Source organism: Streptomyces sp. NPDC047049, assembly GCF_040643995.1.
In the GTDB taxonomy this organism is placed as follows: domain Bacteria; phylum Actinomycetota; class Actinomycetes; order Streptomycetales; family Streptomycetaceae; genus Streptomyces; species Streptomyces mooreae.
The window spans coordinates 544,535-562,319 of the sequence record NZ_JBEYVM010000004.1 but is presented as its reverse complement, the minus strand read 5'-3'; the positions used below and the strand labels follow the sequence as shown (position 1 = coordinate 562,319).

Below are 17,785 nucleotides of genomic sequence, written 5' to 3'. Positions count from 1 at the left end.
GAGGTATCCGCGCGACGGGCCGCCCATTCCTCCGCACGGGCCGGATCAGTCCTTTCCGTCGATCCCCCGGCGACCCCCTCCGCGCGCCCCTGTGCGTCCGCGTGGTGGTCATGGGCCCGGTCGTTCCCGCAGGAGGCCACTCGTGCACGATCTCCCCGGACCGTCGTCCCCCTCCACCGGGACGGTCGGCCGCGTCGTCGGCCGCATCGGCACACCGGAGCCGTCGGCGCAGGGCGGTACACGAGCGGGCCGGCCCCGGCAGTTGCCGTCTCTGACCGGTCTGCGGTTCGCCGCTGCGGGCGGCGTCGTGTTCACGCACGGTTCGCTGATGATCAACCCTCACCTCGCCCGGACCCTGGGGCCCGAGGTATGGGTCGGGGCGAGTTCGGTTTCGCTTTTCTTCATTCTGAGCGGCTATGTGCTGACGCATTCCGCCCGCCCGACCGACACCGCACGCGCCTTCTGGCGGCGCCGGGCCGCCAAGATCCTGCCCAATCACGTACTGACCTGGTGTGTGATCATGGCCGCGCTCGTCTGCGCCGGAGGGACGGCAACGCACGGTTCCGGATGGCCGGCGAACCTGTCCAGCCTCTTCCTGGTGCACACCTGGGTTCCCAGCCAGCGCTTCGTCTCCGCGGGTAACCCGGTTTCCTGGTCACTGGCCGCCGAAGGGTTCTTCTACCTTCTCTTCCCCCTGCTGTTGCCCTGTGTCGAACGGCTGTCACGCCGGGGACTGCTGATCGGTGCGGGAGGGGCCGTCGCGGTCGTCTGGACCTGCCCGGTGCTCTACGAGTTCGTCCTCCACCCGGGCGGACCGTCATTTCCCGGATACTGGTCCTTGTACATGCTGCCGATCACACGGCTGCCCGAATTCGTCCTCGGCATGATGCTGGCCCGTATTTCCATTACGGGAATGCGGATTCCGCGCATTGGTGTTGTCCCGGCCGCCCTGGGCGTCATCAGCACGATCGTGGTGAACGCCGCGTATCTCCCGCACAGCTTCCTGTACGCGGCCTCGACGGTGATCCCGCTCGCCACGCTCGTTCACGCGACCGCCGAGCTGGACCTGCGCGGCAGAAAGTCGCTGCTGCGCACGCCTGTTCTGGTGTTCCTCGGTGAGATCTCCTACGCCATGTATCTCGTCCACTTCATGGTGCTGGGGCTGCTGTACCTGTCGTTGACGGGTCATGGGTGGAGCAACCTCGCCGTGGTCCTGGCCGGCCTGCCCGTCGTGCTGCTGACCTCGTGGCTGCTGTATGCGGGGGTGGAGCGGCCGTGTGTGCGCCGCTTCTCCGTGTCCCGCCGTGCCCGCCCCCGTGCCGCCACTGCGTAGTGCACCCGGGCGTTCCGGCGTCCGTGCGGTGCGTGCCCGGTCCCGGAGCGGCCCGGCGTGCCCCGCCCGCCCTCCGTACCGGTGGCAGCGCTCCCCCTCAGGACCACCTCGGAAAGAAGCCCCCCATGAGTATGCGAAGCGAGCAGATCGCCGCCCACCGGCCCCGTTACCAGGACGAGCTGGCACACGGGCTGGAGCGGTTCTTCGAACCACGGCGCACCACCTGCCCGTGGTGCACCTCCTCCCGGCTGCACGGGCGCCTGCGCACCACCGACCATCCTCAGCACAAGCCCGGGACGTTCGTACTCGACCAGTGCCGCAGTTGCGGGCACGTGTTCCAGAATCCCCGGCTGAGCGCGGACGGCCTGGATTTCTACTACCGGGACTGCTACGACGGCCTGGGCGAGGCGACGATGGCCCGGCTGGCCCGCTCGCCCCTCGCGGTGCGGCTCTACCGGGCCCGCGCCCGGGCGCTGCTCCCGTTCGGCCGCCCGTCACGGTGGCTGGACGTGGGTACCGGTCACGGCCACTTCTGCGCCGAGGCCCGGAAGATCCATCCGGGCACCCGGTTCCACGGGCTCGACTGGGGCGAGGGCGTCGAGATCGCCGCACGCAAGGGCCGCATCTCCCGGGCCTACCGGGGTTCCTTCGTCGGGCTGGCCGGTCAACTCGCCTGCCGGTACGACGTGGTGAGCATGCATCACTATCTGGAACACACCCTGGCACCACGGCAGGAACTGGCCGCCGCCCACACCGCGCTCCGGCCCGGCGGTCACCTGCTGGTGGAAGTGCCCGACCCGGAATCGGCCTCCGCCCGGTTGCTCGGCCAGTGGTGGGGACCGTGGCTCCAGCCGCAGCATCTGCACTTCGTCCCCCTGGACAACCTGTGCAGTGCACTGGCCGAGCAGGGATTCACCGTCGTGGCCACCGACCGGCACGAGCCCCATGTCCCCACCGATCTGACGTCCGCGGCGGTGAACCTGCTCAAATCCGTCCTGCCGAGCGAGGATCTGCCCTGGCTGCCCCGCAGGCCGGGGCGGGCCAGCCGCTGGATCCGCGGGCTCTCCCTGCTGGCCGTCGCACCCGTGCTGCTCGTCCTCATCGGGCTCGACCTGCTGCTGGCGCCCTTCACCCGGCGCACCCGGCTGTCCAACGCCTACCGGGTGATCGCACGCCGCGACTGACCACCGCGCCGGGGTGCCGCGAAAACGCCCGCGGGGCGGCCACCCGGCTCTCGTCCACCACACCACTGCGCGGGGTTCCCACGCGTTCGGCTCCACACGGAAATGCGGCGGTTACACCGCCGGAGTGAAGCCGGTCGCAGTCGGAATCATCGCAGCCGACGAAACGGGACACTGCCGACCATGCACATCCTGATCGCTACCGCGGGTTCGCACGGGGACGTCGCTCCTTACACCGGCCTGGGCGCCCGGCTGCATCGCGCCGGACACCGGGTGGTGATGGCCACCCATACGCGCTCGGCCGAGCTCGTACGCCGCAGCGGCCTGGGCTTCCACCCCCTTCCGCTCGACCGGTACGCCACGTCCGGCGCGGAGGAATCGCGGGGGCACGGGCCGAGGAAGGGCGCCGGCCTCACCAAGGCCGAACAGCTGCGGCTGGCACGGGAATTGGCGCCGGAGATGGCCGACGCGGTGACCGAGGCCTGTGCCTCGGGTGCCGAGGTCCTGTTGTTCTCCAGCAGTCTGGCCCCCCTGGGACTCGTGGCGGCGGAAGGGCTGCAACTGCCCTGCGCCGGGGTGTTCCTGCAACCCCTGGAGCCCACCCGGGAGTTCCCGCCGGTCATCTTCGACGTGCCGTCGTGGGGACCACTCGCCAACCGGGCACTGGGACAGTGCGCGCAGTCATTGCTGGCCCGGGCCTTTGCTCCCGGGGTGCGCCATCTGCAGCGCCGGCTGGGCGTGACACGGGAGGCACTGGAGCGGCGCCGGGCCACCTGGCCCGTCCACCACGGATTCAGCCCGGCGGTGGTTCCCCGGCCCGCCGACTGGCGGCCGGGAATGGAGGTAGCGGGGTACTGGTGGCCGTCGGAAGTCCCCGGCTGGGCACCGGAATCCAGGCTGGCGGATTTCCTCCAGGCCGGTCCGCCACCGGTCTTCGTGGGCTTCGGCAGCATGACGCCCAGCGACCCGGAGCGACTGGGACGCCTCCTGGCACGTGCCTTGCGGCTCGCCGGGGTACGCGGTGTCGTCCAGTCGACCCGGGCGGGCCTGTCGGTCGAGGGGGACGACGTCCTGACGGTGGGCGAGGCCCCGCACGCCCAGCTGTTTCCGCAGATGGCCGCCGTCGTCCACCACGCGGGTGCCGGGACCACGGCGGCCGGCCTGCGCGCGGGCGTGCCGGCCGTGCCCGTCCCCATGATGCTGGACCAGCCCTTCTGGGCGTCACGTCTGACATCGCTCGGTGTCAGCCCCGGGAAGATTCCCTTCCAGCGACTGACCGCGGAGAACCTCGCGGCAGCCGTGGGGAAGGCCGTGCGCGACCCCCGGTACCGTCATCGCGCCCGCCAGGTGGCGGCGTTGCTCCGTACGGAGGACGGCGCCGGCCGGGTGCTGGCGGCGGTCGAGCGCGGGGCGGGAGGAGACCGCAGGGGCGATCAGGAGCCGGGCCGCTGAGGCCGCCCCGGTGAGTCCACCGAGTCCAGGAAGCTCACCATCCGGCCGTTGACCGACTCCGCGTGGTCGATCTGCGGCCCATGGCCGGTATCGGCGACGATCTCGACTCGGGCGCCGGGCACCAGGCGCGGGACACGCTCCCGCTGCCGTTGCGGGTGCACCAGCAGGCTGCGCTTCCCGAGCAGCAGGTAGAGCGGGGTGCGGATACTGCGCAGTTCGGCCTCGGTGAGGGGGAGCGGTGCGGGGCGGCGGATGCGGTGGGCGCGCACGCCGAGCCGCACCATCGCGCGCAGTTCCGGCACCACCAGGACCGGCTGGTCGAGCCAGGCGGCGAGACGGGGACGCAGTGCCTTCGGGGCGCAGGTCGCGAAGAGGCTGACGAAGATCCAGGCGAAGAACCGCAGGCCCACCTTCTCCAGGCCGCCCGGGTCCAGCAGGGTGACCGAGGCCAGTCGGCCGGGCCGGTGCAGCGCCTGGTTCAACGTGAGCCATCCGCCGTAGGAGGACCCGATGAGGTGAACCCGGTCGAGTCCGAGTGCTTCCAGCGCCTCGTCGAGCCACTGTGCGGCACGTTCGGGCTGATGTATCGGTTCGCGCTGCACGCTGCGGCCGGGGTCGCCGGGGGTGTCGATCGCATAGACCGTGCGCTGCGCGCTGAGAGCGGCGACGTTCGGGTACCACTGCGACGAGTTGCCGCCGGCCCCGTGCACCAGGACCACCGGAGTGCGGGAGGCGGCCCCGGGCTCCGTCGGTCCGTACCGGTAGACGTGGGTGGTCCCGAAGCGGGTCTCCACGTCGCACTCCCCGTCGGGGGCCGGACCCAGCGCGTAGACGGCGTCGCACGCGGCGAAGTACCGGTCGCGCACCGCCTCGTTCACATAGCGGCCGACGGCGGGGTTGTGGTCGTGCGTCTTGGTGCCGGGCACGGCAGGCCACCTCCTGACAGCGGTTTTTGGTGATACCACCGTATCATCAAAGTGGTACAGCGGTACCATGTAGCCGATCCCGCAGGCCGGAACGGAACGAACGAGGCGGAGGGCACGGGCTGATGCCGAAGCGCGTGGACCACGAAGAGCGGCGCACCCAGATCGCCGAGGCACTGGTCCGGGTCGCCGGACGGCGCGGTTTGCACGCCATCGGGATGCGCGACGTGGCGGCCGAAGCAGGCGTGTCCCTGCGGCTGGTGCAGTACTACTTCGAGACCAAGGAAAAGCTGCTGCTCCACGGACTGCAGCAGCTGACGGCCGGGCTCGGTGCCCGTATCGCCGACCGGGTCCGGGCCGCCGGGGACGCCCCGGGACCACGCGGGACGATCGAGGCCATCCTGCTCGAAGCGCTCCCCCGCGACGAGGAGAGCCGGACTTTCCACCTCGTCTACACCGCCTACGCCGTGCTCTCCGTGACGGACGAGGCACTGGCCGCCCAGCCGTTCATCGACGGCCCCCATGCCGCCGAGGACGTGGTGGCCGACCAGTTGGAGCAGGCGCGCGAGGCCGGCCTGACCCCGCCCGGCACGGACGTACGCACGGAGGCAATCAGCCTCCTCGCCCTGTCGGCGGGCCTCGGCACCAGCGTCCTGGTGGGCCAGCGCACCCCGGAGGCCGCAGCAGCGATTCTCCGCCACCACCTGGACCGGCTCTTCCCGGGCGGTGAATGAACCGGCCCGGCAACCGGAGCCGGAGCCGCCGCTGCCGCTGCCGCTGCCGCTGCCGGGATAATTACCTCGACTCCCCTGGCATCCGCCGTTAGCCTCGGCCTCCGCGACCACCACCCTGCAGACCCTCGGTGACCTTCCGTTCCGGCTCGTCGGCCTCGGTGCCGTCTCCCGCCGCACGACGGCCGGTTCGGCGCCGCGGAACGTCCTCCCCGAGTGCAGCCGCGGGCGGCAGACGTGGTGCCTCGCCGTTGCCGGAGAACTGCGGAAACGGTGACCGAAGGGCCGGGGCCGGCCCCGATGGCGCCCCCGAGGAAGGAAGCCGCATGACCAAGTCGTTGACCCGACGACTCATCACCGCCCTCGAGAGGGGGCAGGTGCACCGGGTGGACGCGCTCTTGCGGCAGGGCGCTTCTCCGTCCGCCGCGAGTGCCGACGGAGAGACGCCGCTGTACCTTGCCTCCGTGAACGGTCACACGGACCTGGTGCGACTGCTCCTGGAAGCGGGCGCCCCACCCGATGCGGAGAGCCGCGGAGAGCCGGGCAGTTCAGGTCTGCCGCTGTGTGCGGCGGCGTGCTGGGACCACTTCGAAGCGGCGCGCGAACTGCTCGCTCACGGCGCCGACCCCGACCGGCGGGAGGATGACGGCACCGGCTACTCCCCCCTGATGTGGGCGGCCGCCGGCGGGCACCATCGGACCGCCCGGCTCCTGCTCGGGGCGGAGGCCGATCCGGACGCGCGCCATCGCGGTCGGACCCCGTTGATGGCGGCGGCCGAACGGGGATCGATCGCGGTGGTGCGGGCTCTGCTGTGCCACGGCGCCGACCCCCGTCTCACCGATACGTGGGGCCGGACGGCACGGGATCTGGCGCGCGAACGGTGCGGCAAGGACATCGAGAGCGAACTGCGGGAGAGGGCGCGCGCCGCCCGGGACAGCAGGTGCGAGGTCCGGCGCAGCCCCCGCTCCGAGGGCACGGAGCTGGTCGAGGTGACCGTCAGCGCACCGGGCGGAAGGGGCGCGGCCCAGTGGCAGGGGGAAACGGGGCATGCCCTGATCGCCACGCTGCTGCGGGACGCGCTGCGGGGCTGAGACGCGTCGGCCGGCAGGGCGTGCGGAAGGAACGGACCCTCCGCGGCCCCTCCGCGGGTCCTCCGCGGCCGGCCCCTGGGTCTCAAGGCCAACCTGCCAGCTCTGTAGAGTCATTGGCCTGGTGAGTACGACCAATCCTGGGAGAGTGGCATGGCCGACCGGCATCGGTTCCCGCATTCGGACCGGGCGGACCGCGCCGGCCGGACCCTGGGGAGCCGACAGCTCGCCGCGATGCTGCCCGACCCCGCGGAGGCACGGCCGGCCTACCGCCATCTGGCCAGGACGATCGGTGCGCTGATCCGGGACGGACGCATCGCGCTGCACGTCAGGCTCCCCGCCGAACGGGAGCTGGCCACGGCCCTGCACACCAGCAGGGCCACCGTCACCGCCGTGTACGACCTGCTGCGCGAGAGCGGCTACGCGCACAGCCGTCAGGGTTCCGGCACCTGGACGGCCCTTCCGGAGGGCCGGACCCCCAGCGGCATCGCACGGCTCCTCGACCCCGAGGACACCGCGATCGACCTGGCCAGCGCCGCCCCCGGACTCCCGGAGCAGGCGCTCCTCGATGCCCTCACCCAGGTCACCCCGCGGCTGGCCGAACACGCGCACACCCCTGGCTACCATCCCTACGGCCTTCCGGAGTTGCGCGCCGCCGTCGCCGAACGCTTCACCCGGCGCGGAGTGGCCACCATGCCCGAACAGATCCTGGTGACCGCCGGCGCCCAGCACGCGCTCACGCTCGTCCTGGGGCTGCTGTGCCGGCCCGGCGACCGGGTCATGGTCGAGAACCCGTCCTACCCGAACGCCCTGGAGGCCATGCGCCGCGCCCGGCTGCGCACCCTGTCGGTCCCGGTGACCGACACCGGCTGGGACATCGAGATCACCGAATCGACCTTCCGCCAGGCGATTCCCCAACTCGCCTACCTGCTGCCCGACTTCCACAATCCGACCGGCTGCCTCATGCCCGATGAGGAACGCGTCCGCATGCTGCGCGCCGCCGAGCGCTCCGGCGCCTGGCTGGTCGTCGACGAGACCCTGGCCGACCTCGCCCTCGATGTCCCCGCCCCGCCGCCGTTCGCCTCCCGCGCCACCCCCGGCGGGGCCGGCCAGGTCATCACCATCGGCTCGATGAGCAAGACTCACTGGGGCGGCCTGCGCATGGGCTGGGTGCGCGCCCCCGCCCGGCTCGTCACCGAACTCGCCGGCCAGCGGGTCGCCACCGACATGGGCGGCTCGGTGCTGGACCAGTTGCTGGCCGTCCCGCTCCTGTCCCGTGCCGGGGAACTGCTGCCGGCCCGTCTGGAACAGCTGCGCCGGCAGCGCGCCGCTCTGGCCGCGGCCCTGGCCGAGCACCTGCCGCAGTGGACCTGGCAACTGCCGCCCGGTGGACTGTCGCTGTGGGTCGACCTCGGCGCGCCCCTCGCCTCGGCGCTGGCCGAACGGGCCCTGGATTACGGGGTGCGGATCGAGGGCGGTGCGTACTTCGGTGCCGATCCGGGCCTGTTCGAACAGCGCCTGCGCATCCCTTACACCACCTCGCCGGAGACCCTGCGCGAGGCCGTGCACCGCATGGCCGCCGCCCTCGCGGGAGGGCTTTCACCGTCGTCCGCCACCCGCCGAGCGCACTGGGTTGCCTGACTCGGGCACCGCCTTCCCTCCATGGGCAGCGGCCTTCGACCGGGCACGGCTATCGGTCGGGCACAGCTTTCGGTCGAGTCCCTGGGGTGTCGGCTCTTCCAATCGGCGTGCGCCGCACCGGAGTTGGCGCGGCCCCGAGCGACCGTACGTCCGCCCGCCGCCGCCAGGGCCACCACGCCACAACTACTCCCCCGCACCACCCATTAGCCTGATAATTACTTTATTTCACACTCCGTCTGCATTGCGTAAAGCCTTTGGTGTTAGCCGCACGGGGAGGGCGTCAGGGGTGCATGGTCAGTGATGCCCGGCCATCGGCAGGGCATCTCGCACCATGGCTTCGCACCATGGCAATGCAGAAAGGCACGATCGATGACTGACGGATTCAAGCGCGCCCTGGCTCTCGGCGCCGCCACCGTTGCTCTCGCCGGAGGCACCCTCCTCTCCTTGGTGGGCGTCGCCTCGGCCACGCCGTCACACCACGGAGACCACACGACCGTCCGGCACGTCGACAGGGGGCGGTGCCACATGGTCCACGGACACTGGACCCGCACCTGGCACCCGGCCTGGCGTGACCGGCACGGCGTCCGCCACCCCGGCTACTGGACCCGGACCTGGCACCGGGAGCACCTGGCCTGCCACCACCACTGACCACTCCGGCAGTAGTTGCCCGCAGCAGTTGAAGGGCCCCCGAGCCGACGCGTACTCGGGGGCCCACCCGCGTCCGGCTTCAGCGCACGCCGTGGGGCCGGAACTGGATGCTGATCCGCGGCCCCGCCGCACGGCTGGTCTTGGGGATCGCATGCTCCCAGGTCCGCTGGCAGGAGCCGCCCATCACGATCAGGTCGCCGTGTCCCAGCGGCCGCCGTACGGTGCCGCCGCCGCGCCGCGGCCGGAGCAGCAGATCGCGCGGCGCGCCCACGGACAGGATGGCGACCATCGTGTCCGCGCGCCGGCCGCGGCCGATCCGGTCGCCGTGCCAGGCCACACTGTCGCGGCCGTCGCGGTAGTAGCAGAGCCCGGCCGTGGTGAACGGTTCGCCGAGCTCGGCGGCGTAGTGGGCGGACAGCGCATCCCTCGCCTCGGCCAGCACGGGGTGCGGCAGGGCATCGCCGGCCTCATAGAAGGCGAGCAGCCGCGGCACGTCCACCACCCGCTCGTACATCCGCCGGCGCTCGGCCTGCCAGGGCACCTCGGCGGCGAGCTGCGTGAACAGGGCGTCGGCCCCGCTCAGCCACCCGGGCAGCAGATCGAGCCAGGCCCCGTCACCGAGCTCGGTCCTGCGCACGCCGCGCAGCGGGCCGAGGCGGACCTCGTCGGCCTGGTCGAAGAGCGAGCCTTGAAGGTGCGTGGCCATGCTTCCAGAGTACCCATTATTCGAATGCGTGTTCTGTAGCGCGATCGTCACGGGCAGGCACTCCCTTCGCCAGGGATTGCGCTCCGGTAACGCTCCGCACACCCCGGCACCCCGGCCCCCGCCACACCCCGGCACCCCCGCCACACTCCGGCACGCTCCGTCCGCGAGGCACGGCAGCCACCACGATCCGGCCTTGCCTCCCCGGGGCCACCGGGAGCAGGCTGAAGACATGGGCAACGGAGAAGGCCCTACGCTCATCACTTCGGTCCAGCGCGCCTTCCGCTTGATGGAGGCCGTGGGTGCCCACGAGGGCGGCGCACCGGCGAAACAGCTGGCACGGGAGACAGAGCTGCCACTGGCCACCGCGTACCACCTCCTGCGCACGCTGGCGCACGACGGGTACATCCGGAAGCTGGAGGACGGCGGCTTCGTCCTGGGCGACAAGCTGGACACCCTGCACGCCGGAGGACGGGGGCAGGCGCTGCTCAACCGGGTCCGGCCCGCCCTCACAGCGCTACGGGACGATCTCTCGGCCGCCGCCTACCTGACCTTCTTCGAGGAAGGCGAGATCCGGGTGGCCGAGATCGTCGACGGGCCCCGGGCACCCCGGGTCGACCTCTGGGTGGGCTTCGAGGACGCCGGGCACGCCACGGCCCTGGGCAAGTGCGTACTGCGCGAGCTGGACGACGAGACCCGCGACGACTACCTCTCCCGGCACCCCCTGGCCGACCTCACGCCCCGCACCATCACCGGACGGGCCGAACTGCTGCGCAAGCTCGACACCCTGCCCATGGCGCCGCTCATGACGGACATGGAGGAGTACGCGCTCGGCACGTTCTGCGTCGCGGTGCCGGTCTACAGCGGCGAAACCCTCGGCTCCCTCGGCGTATCACTGCGGGCGGACCGCATCTCGCGCATCGAGGAGATCCGCAGCCGGCTGCTTCCGACAGCGAGCCGCGTGACCCGGGGACTGTCACTCACTATGTGAAATCCCGGCCCTTGCCGCCCCCTCGCAGATGCCGCTTTCCTTGATGAAACGGACATTTTCAGGCGCCGGCGCCCTCAGTGCAGGCCCTGAGCAGGGAAGCGAGCCGCGGAACCGTACATGCGCCAAGCCCGGACCCATCACCACGACCGCCTGCCGCGGTGGCAGGCCCCCAAGCCGCTCTCCACGCTGCGGACAGCGGTCCGCCGGGCCGCCCCGCCCGGGGGTGACACACCGGCCCGGGCGGCAGACACCCGCCGCCACTACACCTCCTGCCTGCCGGTTCTGATCATCGCGGCCGTGACGATCCTCGCCTTTTCCGGCGGAACCGGTATGAGCTGGCTGCCGCTGCTCGCCGTGGGGCCGGCGCTGGCCGCCGCCACCAACGGGCCGTGGGGAGTGCTCCGCGTCGGTGTCCTGGCCGTGGCGCTGGGTGCGGCCCTCGGCCTGCATGACGGTGCGCCGGGCAGCGACCAGGCGATCGTGCTGTCCACGCTGTCCGCCGTGACGCTGGCCAGCAGTCTGGCCGGTGCCCTGCGCAGGCGTCGCGAGCAGGTACTGGCCGCGGTCCGCTCGGTCGCCGAGGCCGCTCAGCACGCCTTCCTCAAGCCCGTGCCGGCAACGGTCGGGCCCTTCCAGACGGCGGTCCACTACAGCGCCGCCGCTGCGGAGGCCCGGATCGGCGGGGACCTCTACGCCCTGGTGCCGACGCCGTACGGGGTCCGGCTGATCGTGGGCGACGTACGCGGTAAGGGGCTGCCTGCGGTGGGTATCGCCGCGCTGGTCCTGGGCGTGTTCCGGGAAGCCGCCTACGACGAGCCGGATCTGCTCGGCGTCGTCCACAGGATCGAACGCAGCCTGGCGCGCAACCTCGGTCCGGACGACTTCGTCACCGCGGTGCTGGCCGGATACCCCGAGGCCGGCCGTATGGAGCTGGTCAACTGCGGGCATGCCGCTCCGCTCCTGGTCCACGACTCGGGTGTGCTGCCCGTCGAGCCCGCCCGTCCGGCCCCGCCGCTCGGTTTGCGTGCCCTGGCCGACGAAACCCCCGGCCTCCAGGAAATCGCCCTGCACGAAGGGAATCAGCTGCTCTTCTACACCGATGGCGTGACCGAGGCCCGGGATCACAAGCGGCGGTTCTACCCGCTCGTGGAGCGGCTGTCGCAGCACATGTCGCCGGAGCCTTCGCGCACTCTCGCCGCGCTCCACGAGGACCTGCTCGCGCATGTGGGCGGCGAGCTGCACGACGACGCCGCCATGCTCCTCCTCCGGAAGACGGCCGACGCCCCCTCCGCGGTCCCAAACGCACCGGACCCGTCGGCCGGACGGCAGCCCTGCCCGCCGGTGGCAGCCGAATAGGAGCACCCCGGGGCGTGCGGTGTGGCGGCGCCCCGGGAGGCGGGAACCGGTGCGAGCTGAGTACGGTCGATCGTGTTGGTGTGTCTGATCACCCCGGACGGCGAAGGGCACCGTCGTCACCTCCCGACCCGAACGGAACCGTCTTCACCTGCCCCGACCCGAACGGCCCGCAGCACCGTACGCACGTACTGAGGAGCGCTTCGTATGTCGAAACCACCGCTTCCCGATGAGGCGGCCACCCTGTTGAGCAAGCCGAATCCGGCCGTCATCACGACGCTGCGGCCGGATGGGCAGCCGGTGTCCACGGCCACCTGGTACCTCTGGGACGACGGCCGGGTCCTGGTCAACATGGATGAGGGCCGCAAGCGGCTGGAGCACGTCCGCAACGACCCCCGCGTCACGCTGACCGTGCTGGACGAGGGCAACTGGTACACGCACCTCAGCATCATCGGCCGTGTCGCCGCGCTCCGTGACGACGAAGGACTCGTCGATATCGACCGGCTGGCGCAGCAGTACCTCGGCAAGCCGTACCCGCAGCGGGACCGCCGCCGGGTCAGCGCGTGGATCGAGATCGACCGCTGGCACGGCTGGGGCAGCATGAAGGACAGCGGCCAACCGGGCTGACGACGCCGCCGGGCCGCGCACCGCAGGCGAGGTACGCCCCGGCCGACGTCCCGGCAGCGACAGGTGCCTTCACGTCCCGGCCAGGAGTCGCTTGCGCAGGGTGGTGCACACGCGGGTCAGCAGGCGCGAGACATGCATCTGGGAGAGGCCGAGCTCCGCACCGATCTCGGACTGGGTCATTTCCTCCCCGAAGCGCAGCTGGAGAAGGGTGCGTTCGCGGTCGTCGAGCTCGGCCAGATGCGGCTTGAGGGCCTGGATGTCTTCCGCCAGGGCGAGGGCGGGATCGTCGGTGCCCATGAGGTCGGCGACGAGGCCGGTGGTCTGCTGCTTGCCGCCGCCTGCTTGGACGGGGCGGTCTATGGAGTCGCTGTCGTAGCCGTTGCTGGCCACGAGCCCTTCCGCCACCTCGTCCTCCGCCAGACCGAGGCGGGCGGCGAGTTCGGCGACGGACGGCTCGTGGCTGCCCTCGCTCTCCAGCTCTTCCCTGGCACGGGCGATGTCGATACGGAGTTCCTGCAGGCGCCGCGGCACGCGCACGGACCAGGTGGTGTCGCGGAAGAACCGCTTGATCTCGCCCTGGATGTAGGGGACGGCCAGCGTGGTGAACTCCACGTCACGGGAAGGGTCATAGCGGTCGATCGCCTTGATCAGACCGATCGTGCCCACCTGCAGGACGTCCTCCATGGACTCCTTGCGGCTGGAGAAGCGCCGGGCGACATAGCGCACCAGGGAGAGATTCATCTCGATGAGGGTGTTGCGCACGTACTGGTACTCGGCGGTCCCCTCGTCCAGTTCCCGCAGCCGCAGCAGGAACTGCTTGGACAACTCCCGTGCGTCGGACGGCGCGACGCGCAGCGGAGCCTGGATCTGCGGCAGCACCGACGGGGCCGGTGCGGCACACTCCTGCGGGGTGGTCTCCAACTCCGTTCCCACGTTCATGGTGCTGTTGCTGCTCATGCTGCCGGCTCCCGCCTGTTGCTGAGCCCCCGTCACCCGCTCCCCTACCCGCCGCGACCACAGGCATGTCAGGTCGTCCTGTCTTGTCCGGCCCGGCCGTCGGCGCCGGCCTGCCCCGGCCCCGCGCAGCCGGCCACCACGCGCGGCAGACCGCCCCGGAATCCCGTTGCGTGAGCGGCGACGCCATGCCATCCTCTTCTTAACGCAACACTCGTAGCAATAAGTGCCACTGGGGGAAGAGCCGCCGATGTCCCGCCGCGCCGTTTCGTTCGAGGAGATTCCGGTCTCCGACGCCAGCTCAGGTCCCTACGCCCTCACTCTGGGCCCCGACGACGCACTGTGGTGCACCCTGGTCCACGCCGGGCAGATCGCCCGGCTGGCACCGGACGGCCGGCTCGATCGGCATCCGCTCGACTCCGCCGCCTGCGGCCCTTCCCTCATCACCTCGGGGCCCGACGGGGCGCTGTGGTTCACGCGTAGCCAGGACCATCGGATCGGACGGATCACCGTGGACGGGAAGGCCACCTCGTTCCCCCTCCCGAGTCCCGGCAGCGGCCCCTTCGGGATCGTGGCCGCCGGCGACGGCGCTCTGTGGTTCACCCAGCTGCACACCGACCGCATCGGGCGTATCGACACGGACGGCCGGGTGACGGAGTTCCCGCTGCACCTGCCCGGCGCCTTCCCCTCAGCCATCACGACCGGCCCCGATGACGCCCTGTGGTTCACCCTCAACCAGGCAGACGCGATCGGTCGCCTCAGTTTCGAGGGCGACCTCACGCTCCACTCGCTACCGACCGCGAACGCCGCACCGGTCGGCATCACCCGCGGAGCGGACGGCGCGCTCTGGTTCGTCGAGATAGGCGCCGGACGGATCGGCCGTATCACCACGCAGGGCCGGATCGACGAGTTCCCGCTGCCGGACCCGGCGTCCCGGCCCCATGCCATCGTCGCCGGCCCGGCCGGTGACTGCTGGTTCACCGAGTGGGGCGCGGGCCGCATCGGATCCATCACTCCCGACGGCCATATCGAGGAGTACGACCTCCCGAGCCCCGCTTCGGAACCGCACGGCCTGGCCTTCGGAGCCGATGGCGCCCTCTACGTGGCGCTGGAAACCGGAGCGATTGCCCGCATGGTCCTGTAGGCACACCGCGGTGTCGTGCTCGGCATGCCCCCTCTCGGTGTCACCATCGAGAGACAAGCATCGCCGCCGGCAGCAGGGGCAACCGACGGCGCCACGACATGGACAGCCCACGGGGCGAAGGCTCGGTGAGCCGCAACCCGAGGAGAGGTGCCTGAATGAGCAGTGCAGCCGCCCGGGCCCGGATGCTGGGTGACCTGATCACCGCCAGTCACGTGATCACGCTGGAGCAGGTGCCGGACCTGGTCGTCAAGCACGCGGCCCGGGTCGGGTGGCCGGGGGTGCTGATCTACCTGGCCGATCTGCAGCAGGAAGTGCTGTGCCTGCTTGCCGGTGAGGGGCCCGGTGCCGGCGGCGGCCCGGAGGCGCCGCCGGACGTGGTGCGCATGGAAGGCACCCTCGCCGGGCGGGCGTTTCAGACCGGGGGCATCGTCGCGAGCCCCACCCCCGGGGCCGAGCAGTGGTGGGTTCCGTTGCTCGACGGCACCGAGCGACTGGGCGTGCTGCGCGCCTCCGGCCCCCCGGGCACGGAGATGGACTCCCAGGCGGCCCTGGACCTGCGCAACCTTGCCGGGCTGATCGCGCTGATGATCGTCAGCAAACGGGGGGCGAGCGACACCTATGCCCGGCTGGTGCGGCGCCGGAGGATGAATGTGGCCGCGGAGATGGAGTGGCGCATCATGCCGCCGAGGACCTTCGCCACCGACCGGGTGCTGGTCAGTGCGGTGATGGAGCCCGCCTATGAGGTCAGTGGCGATGTCTTCGACTACGCCATCGCCGGGGAGACCGTGCATCTGGCACTCTTCGACGCCATGGGCCACGACACGGCCGCCGGGCTGACAGCGAGCCTCGCGGTCGCCGCCAGCCGCAACCGGCGCCGGCAGAGCCCAGGAATCCTGCAGATCGCCGAAGCCGTGGAAAACGCACTGGTGGAACAGTTCGGCTGCAGCCGCTACGCCACGGGCATTCTGGCCGAGCTGAACACCGGGACCGGGCTGCTCACCTGGACCAGCGTCGGACACCCCCCACCGGTCATCATCCGCAAGGGCCGCACCGCACTGATCCTGACCTGCCCGCCCGCCCCTCCCATGGGCACCGATCTGGGCCTGCCGCCCACCGTGGTCCGCGAACAGCTGGAGCCCGGCGACCGCCTGCTGCTTTACACCGACGGCATCACCGAAGCTCGTAACCACGAAGGCCGGGAATTCGGCCTGGCGGGCTTCACGGACTTCCTCATCCAGCACCACGCCGACGGGCTGCCCGTCCCGGAGACCCTGCGGCGCCTGATCAGGCGTCATCTGGCGTACCACGGCGGCCGGCTCAACGACGATGCCACGGTCCTGCTGCTGGAGTGGAACGGCCCCACCCCCTACCGCCCCGCCCGGGTCGAAGCCCTCGCCGGGCTCCCGGAGCACACCACCGAGGACCCGCCCCTGGCCACCCCCTGGAGCACGCCCACCAGAGACGCGTTGTGAAACGCCGGAGCCGCCACGCGCCAGGGGTCTCCTCGCTCGCGGCAGCCGGAGTGTGTCGCCGATGGCGGGGCAGAAGTATCCCGCTCTCGTCGGTCCTGGAGACCGGCCGGATGCGCCCCGACGGCGGGGCAGAAGTCCTCTGGAGGTCACACATGCCATCGACTCTTGCGGTACCGCACATCGGACGACGCACCGCCCGTCGTGCCGCGCGCAGCTCGGCGGTCCGGGCCGCGGCACGCGGTGGGTTCGCGGCCCGCGGCGTGATCTATTTCCTCGTAGGGGTACTGGCGCTGCGGATCGCGTTCGGCGACCCCGGTGAGCAGGCCGACCGGGGCGGAGCGCTGGCGGAGATCGCCGCCCGGCCGTTCGGCGGCGTGCTGATATGGGCGCTCGGCCTGGGCCTGGCCGGGATGGCGCTGTGGCGCCTGTCCGAGGCGGCGTTCGGTGCGGCAGGGCCCGACGGGCACAAGGCCGGAACGCGACTGCTGTCGCTCTTCCGTTGCGTCTTCTACGCCGTGGTGGCCTTCTCCGTGCTGTCCTTCGCGACGGGGACGAAGGGCAGCGGAAGCGGGTCGAGCGATCAGCAGTCCCGGGACGCCACGGCCATGGCACTGGAGCTGCCCGGCGGCCCCTGGCTGGTGGCCGCCGCGGGGGTGGGCATTGCCGTGGGCGGAGTCTGGATAGCGGTGCGGGCCGTCCTGCGCACGTTCCACAAGCACCTCAACAGGAGCGGCATGTCACGGTCCGCCCGGCGCGGTGTCGATGTGCTCGGCGTCTCGGGCGGCATCGCCCGCGGTGGGGTGTTCACGCTCGCCGGCGTCTACGTCGTCAGGGCCGCGGTCACCTACGACCCCGGCCGCGCCAAAGGCATGGACGATACGCTCCGTTCCTTCGCCCACACCCCGGCCGGTCCCTGGCTGCTGGCCGCGATCGCCGCGGGTCTGGCGCTGTTCGGCGCCTTCTCCTGCGCGATGGCCCGCTGGCGGGACGTCTGAACCTGCAAGGCTGCCCCCACGTCCCCGGAATCCTCGCCGCAAGTCCCGCACCCCTACCCCACGACCACCACCGCTCCACGAGCCCCCCCCACCCACGACACACTCCGCCCCGCGGCATATCCCACTGCACGTCAGGAGCTCTCTTCGGATGACCGAGACCCATCAGAATGCCCCGGCCGCACGGGCCGTCTACCGTGCGGAGGCCTTTGTGCGCAACGGCCGCTGGCACCTCGAGGTCGCCAGCCTCGACAGCGAACCCGATACCGGCGACACCGAAGCCCTGCTCGTCACGCTGTGGCCTGTCGAAGAGGCGCCGAACGGCAGCGGCTTCCCCGCCACCTCCCTCAGCGCACAACTGCGCGACAGCGGCTTCGATCTCGCCGACCCCGGCCGGGACACCGGCGGCTGGACGCCCACCGGCGACCGGGACCGATACACCGCCTCCTGCTACGCGACGGACGAGACGAGCGCTTGACGTGCCGGGCGCCCCGCGGCGGAGCCAAGGGCGTCGCCCCGTTGCGCCGGAGGTCTGTTCGCCGGCCGGAGGGA

At 71.5% G+C, this 17,785-nt stretch carries 17 protein-coding genes; 14 read left to right on the top strand and 3 right to left on the bottom strand.

Annotation, left to right across the window (positions count from 1 at the left end; all coding sequences use genetic code 11):
* Positions 1-142: 142 nt before the first annotated feature.
* From ABZ851_RS13970 to ABZ851_RS13960, 3 genes are all read left to right on the top strand, one after another.
* Positions 143-1,333, top strand: a complete 1,191-nt coding sequence (locus ABZ851_RS13970; RefSeq protein ID WP_361125979.1) for an acyltransferase — start codon at positions 143-145, stop codon at positions 1,331-1,333.
* 125 nt (positions 1,334-1,458) lie between these two features.
* Positions 1,459-2,517, top strand: a complete 1,059-nt coding sequence (locus ABZ851_RS13965) for a class I SAM-dependent methyltransferase (RefSeq protein WP_361125976.1) — start codon at positions 1,459-1,461, stop codon at positions 2,515-2,517.
* Between the two features lie 180 nt (positions 2,518-2,697).
* Entirely contained in the window at positions 2,698-3,966 is a 1,269-nt protein-coding gene (locus ABZ851_RS13960; RefSeq protein WP_361125973.1) for a glycosyltransferase, read from the top strand.
* Here the strand turns inward: ABZ851_RS13960 and ABZ851_RS13955 are convergent.
* Positions 3,948-4,892 carry an alpha/beta fold hydrolase gene (locus ABZ851_RS13955; protein ID WP_361125970.1) on the bottom strand — a complete coding sequence of 315 codons (945 nt, stop codon included), beginning with the start codon at positions 4,890-4,892 and terminating at the stop codon, positions 3,948-3,950. The genes ABZ851_RS13960 and ABZ851_RS13955 overlap by 19 nt on opposite strands.
* 122 nt (positions 4,893-5,014) lie before the next feature.
* Here ABZ851_RS13955 and ABZ851_RS13950 point away from each other — a divergent pair, with 122 nt between their 5' ends.
* The 4 genes from ABZ851_RS13950 (at position 5,015) to ABZ851_RS13935 (ending at position 8,997) form a co-directional block, all read left to right on the top strand.
* Positions 5,015-5,623 (top strand): TetR/AcrR family transcriptional regulator, encoded by a 609-nt coding sequence (locus ABZ851_RS13950; protein ID WP_361125967.1) that lies wholly within the window; start codon positions 5,015-5,017, stop codon positions 5,621-5,623.
* A gap of 323 nt (positions 5,624-5,946) precedes the next feature.
* Entirely contained in the window at positions 5,947-6,711 is a 765-nt protein-coding gene (locus ABZ851_RS13945; protein ID WP_361125964.1) for an ankyrin repeat domain-containing protein, read from the top strand.
* A gap of 150 nt (positions 6,712-6,861) precedes the next feature.
* Entirely contained in the window at positions 6,862-8,349 is a 1,488-nt protein-coding gene (locus ABZ851_RS13940) for a PLP-dependent aminotransferase family protein (protein ID WP_361125961.1), read from the top strand.
* Between the two features lie 369 nt (positions 8,350-8,718).
* Positions 8,719-8,997 carry a hypothetical protein gene (locus tag ABZ851_RS13935; protein WP_361125958.1) on the top strand — a complete coding sequence of 93 codons (279 nt, stop codon included), beginning with the start codon at positions 8,719-8,721 and terminating at the stop codon, positions 8,995-8,997.
* A 79-nt stretch (positions 8,998-9,076) separates the two neighbouring features.
* On the opposite strand, the gene ABZ851_RS13930 is transcribed toward ABZ851_RS13935, so the two are convergent.
* A complete protein-coding gene (locus ABZ851_RS13930) occupies positions 9,077-9,703 on the bottom strand; it encodes an alpha-ketoglutarate-dependent dioxygenase AlkB (RefSeq protein ID WP_361125955.1) in 627 nt (208 codons plus the stop codon).
* 229 nt (positions 9,704-9,932) lie between these two features.
* Between ABZ851_RS13930 and ABZ851_RS13925 the strand changes: the two genes are divergently transcribed.
* The 3 genes from ABZ851_RS13925 to ABZ851_RS13915 all read left to right on the top strand — a co-directional run bounded on the left by ABZ851_RS13925 (position 9,933) and on the right by ABZ851_RS13915 (position 12,671).
* Positions 9,933-10,691 carry an IclR family transcriptional regulator C-terminal domain-containing protein gene (locus ABZ851_RS13925; RefSeq protein WP_361125952.1) on the top strand — a complete coding sequence of 253 codons (759 nt, stop codon included), beginning with the start codon at positions 9,933-9,935 and terminating at the stop codon, positions 10,689-10,691.
* Positions 10,692-11,021: 330 nt separating this feature from the next.
* The gene (locus ABZ851_RS13920; protein ID WP_361126259.1) at positions 11,022-12,047 is read left to right on the top strand and encodes a PP2C family protein-serine/threonine phosphatase; all 1,026 of its coding nucleotides are present in this window, start codon (positions 11,022-11,024) and stop codon (positions 12,045-12,047) included.
* Between the two features lie 204 nt (positions 12,048-12,251).
* On the top strand, positions 12,252-12,671 hold the full coding sequence (locus ABZ851_RS13915) for a PPOX class F420-dependent oxidoreductase (RefSeq protein WP_361125949.1): 420 nt from the start codon (positions 12,252-12,254) through the stop codon (positions 12,669-12,671).
* Between the two features lie 69 nt (positions 12,672-12,740).
* Here ABZ851_RS13915 and ABZ851_RS13910 read toward each other — a convergent pair whose 3' ends face one another.
* Positions 12,741-13,628 (bottom strand): SigB/SigF/SigG family RNA polymerase sigma factor, encoded by an 888-nt coding sequence (locus ABZ851_RS13910; protein WP_361125946.1) that lies wholly within the window; start codon positions 13,626-13,628, stop codon positions 12,741-12,743.
* Between the two features lie 247 nt (positions 13,629-13,875).
* On the opposite strand from ABZ851_RS13910, the gene ABZ851_RS13905 reads away from it, so the two are divergent.
* From ABZ851_RS13905 to ABZ851_RS13890, 4 genes are all read left to right on the top strand, one after another.
* On the top strand, positions 13,876-14,769 hold the full coding sequence (locus ABZ851_RS13905) for a virginiamycin B lyase (RefSeq protein ID WP_361125943.1): 894 nt from the start codon (positions 13,876-13,878) through the stop codon (positions 14,767-14,769).
* Positions 14,770-14,951: 182 nt separating this feature from the next.
* Positions 14,952-16,241, top strand: a complete 1,290-nt coding sequence (locus tag ABZ851_RS13900) for a PP2C family protein-serine/threonine phosphatase (protein ID WP_361126256.1) — start codon at positions 14,952-14,954, stop codon at positions 16,239-16,241.
* Between the two features lie 152 nt (positions 16,242-16,393).
* A complete protein-coding gene (locus tag ABZ851_RS13895) occupies positions 16,394-17,236 on the top strand; it encodes a DUF1206 domain-containing protein (RefSeq protein WP_361125940.1) in 843 nt (280 codons plus the stop codon).
* Between the two features lie 148 nt (positions 17,237-17,384).
* Positions 17,385-17,711 (top strand): hypothetical protein, encoded by a 327-nt coding sequence (locus ABZ851_RS13890; protein ID WP_361125937.1) that lies wholly within the window; start codon positions 17,385-17,387, stop codon positions 17,709-17,711.
* The last annotated feature ends 74 nt before the right edge of the window (positions 17,712-17,785 follow it).

What these genes read in the sequence shown, in the direction of transcription:
- ABZ851_RS13965 (WP_361125976.1), top strand. Translation starts at nt 1,459, where the DNA reads ATGAGTATGCGAAGCGAGCAGATCGCCGCCCACCGGCCCCGTTACCAG.
- ABZ851_RS13960 (WP_361125973.1), top strand. Translation starts at nt 2,698, where the DNA reads ATGCACATCCTGATCGCTACCGCGGGTTCGCACGGGGACGTCGCTCCT.
- ABZ851_RS13950 (WP_361125967.1), top strand. Translation starts at nt 5,015, where the DNA reads ATGCCGAAGCGCGTGGACCACGAAGAGCGGCGCACCCAGATCGCCGAG.
- ABZ851_RS13945 (WP_361125964.1), top strand. Translation starts at nt 5,947, where the DNA reads ATGACCAAGTCGTTGACCCGACGACTCATCACCGCCCTCGAGAGGGGG.
- ABZ851_RS13940 (WP_361125961.1), top strand. Translation starts at nt 6,862, where the DNA reads ATGGCCGACCGGCATCGGTTCCCGCATTCGGACCGGGCGGACCGCGCC.
- ABZ851_RS13935 (WP_361125958.1), top strand. Translation starts at nt 8,719, where the DNA reads ATGACTGACGGATTCAAGCGCGCCCTGGCTCTCGGCGCCGCCACCGTT.
- ABZ851_RS13930 (WP_361125955.1), bottom strand. Translation starts at nt 9,703, where the DNA reads ATGGCCACGCACCTTCAAGGCTCGCTCTTCGACCAGGCCGACGAGGTC.
- ABZ851_RS13925 (WP_361125952.1), top strand. Translation starts at nt 9,933, where the DNA reads ATGGGCAACGGAGAAGGCCCTACGCTCATCACTTCGGTCCAGCGCGCC.
- ABZ851_RS13920 (WP_361126259.1), top strand. Translation starts at nt 11,022, where the DNA reads ATGAGCTGGCTGCCGCTGCTCGCCGTGGGGCCGGCGCTGGCCGCCGCC.
- ABZ851_RS13915 (WP_361125949.1), top strand. Translation starts at nt 12,252, where the DNA reads ATGTCGAAACCACCGCTTCCCGATGAGGCGGCCACCCTGTTGAGCAAG.
- ABZ851_RS13910 (WP_361125946.1), bottom strand. Translation starts at nt 13,628, where the DNA reads ATGAGCAGCAACAGCACCATGAACGTGGGAACGGAGTTGGAGACCACC.
- ABZ851_RS13905 (WP_361125943.1), top strand. Translation starts at nt 13,876, where the DNA reads ATGTCCCGCCGCGCCGTTTCGTTCGAGGAGATTCCGGTCTCCGACGCC.
- ABZ851_RS13900 (WP_361126256.1), top strand. Translation starts at nt 14,952, where the DNA reads ATGCTGGGTGACCTGATCACCGCCAGTCACGTGATCACGCTGGAGCAG.
- ABZ851_RS13895 (WP_361125940.1), top strand. Translation starts at nt 16,394, where the DNA reads ATGCCATCGACTCTTGCGGTACCGCACATCGGACGACGCACCGCCCGT.
- ABZ851_RS13890 (WP_361125937.1), top strand. Translation starts at nt 17,385, where the DNA reads ATGACCGAGACCCATCAGAATGCCCCGGCCGCACGGGCCGTCTACCGT.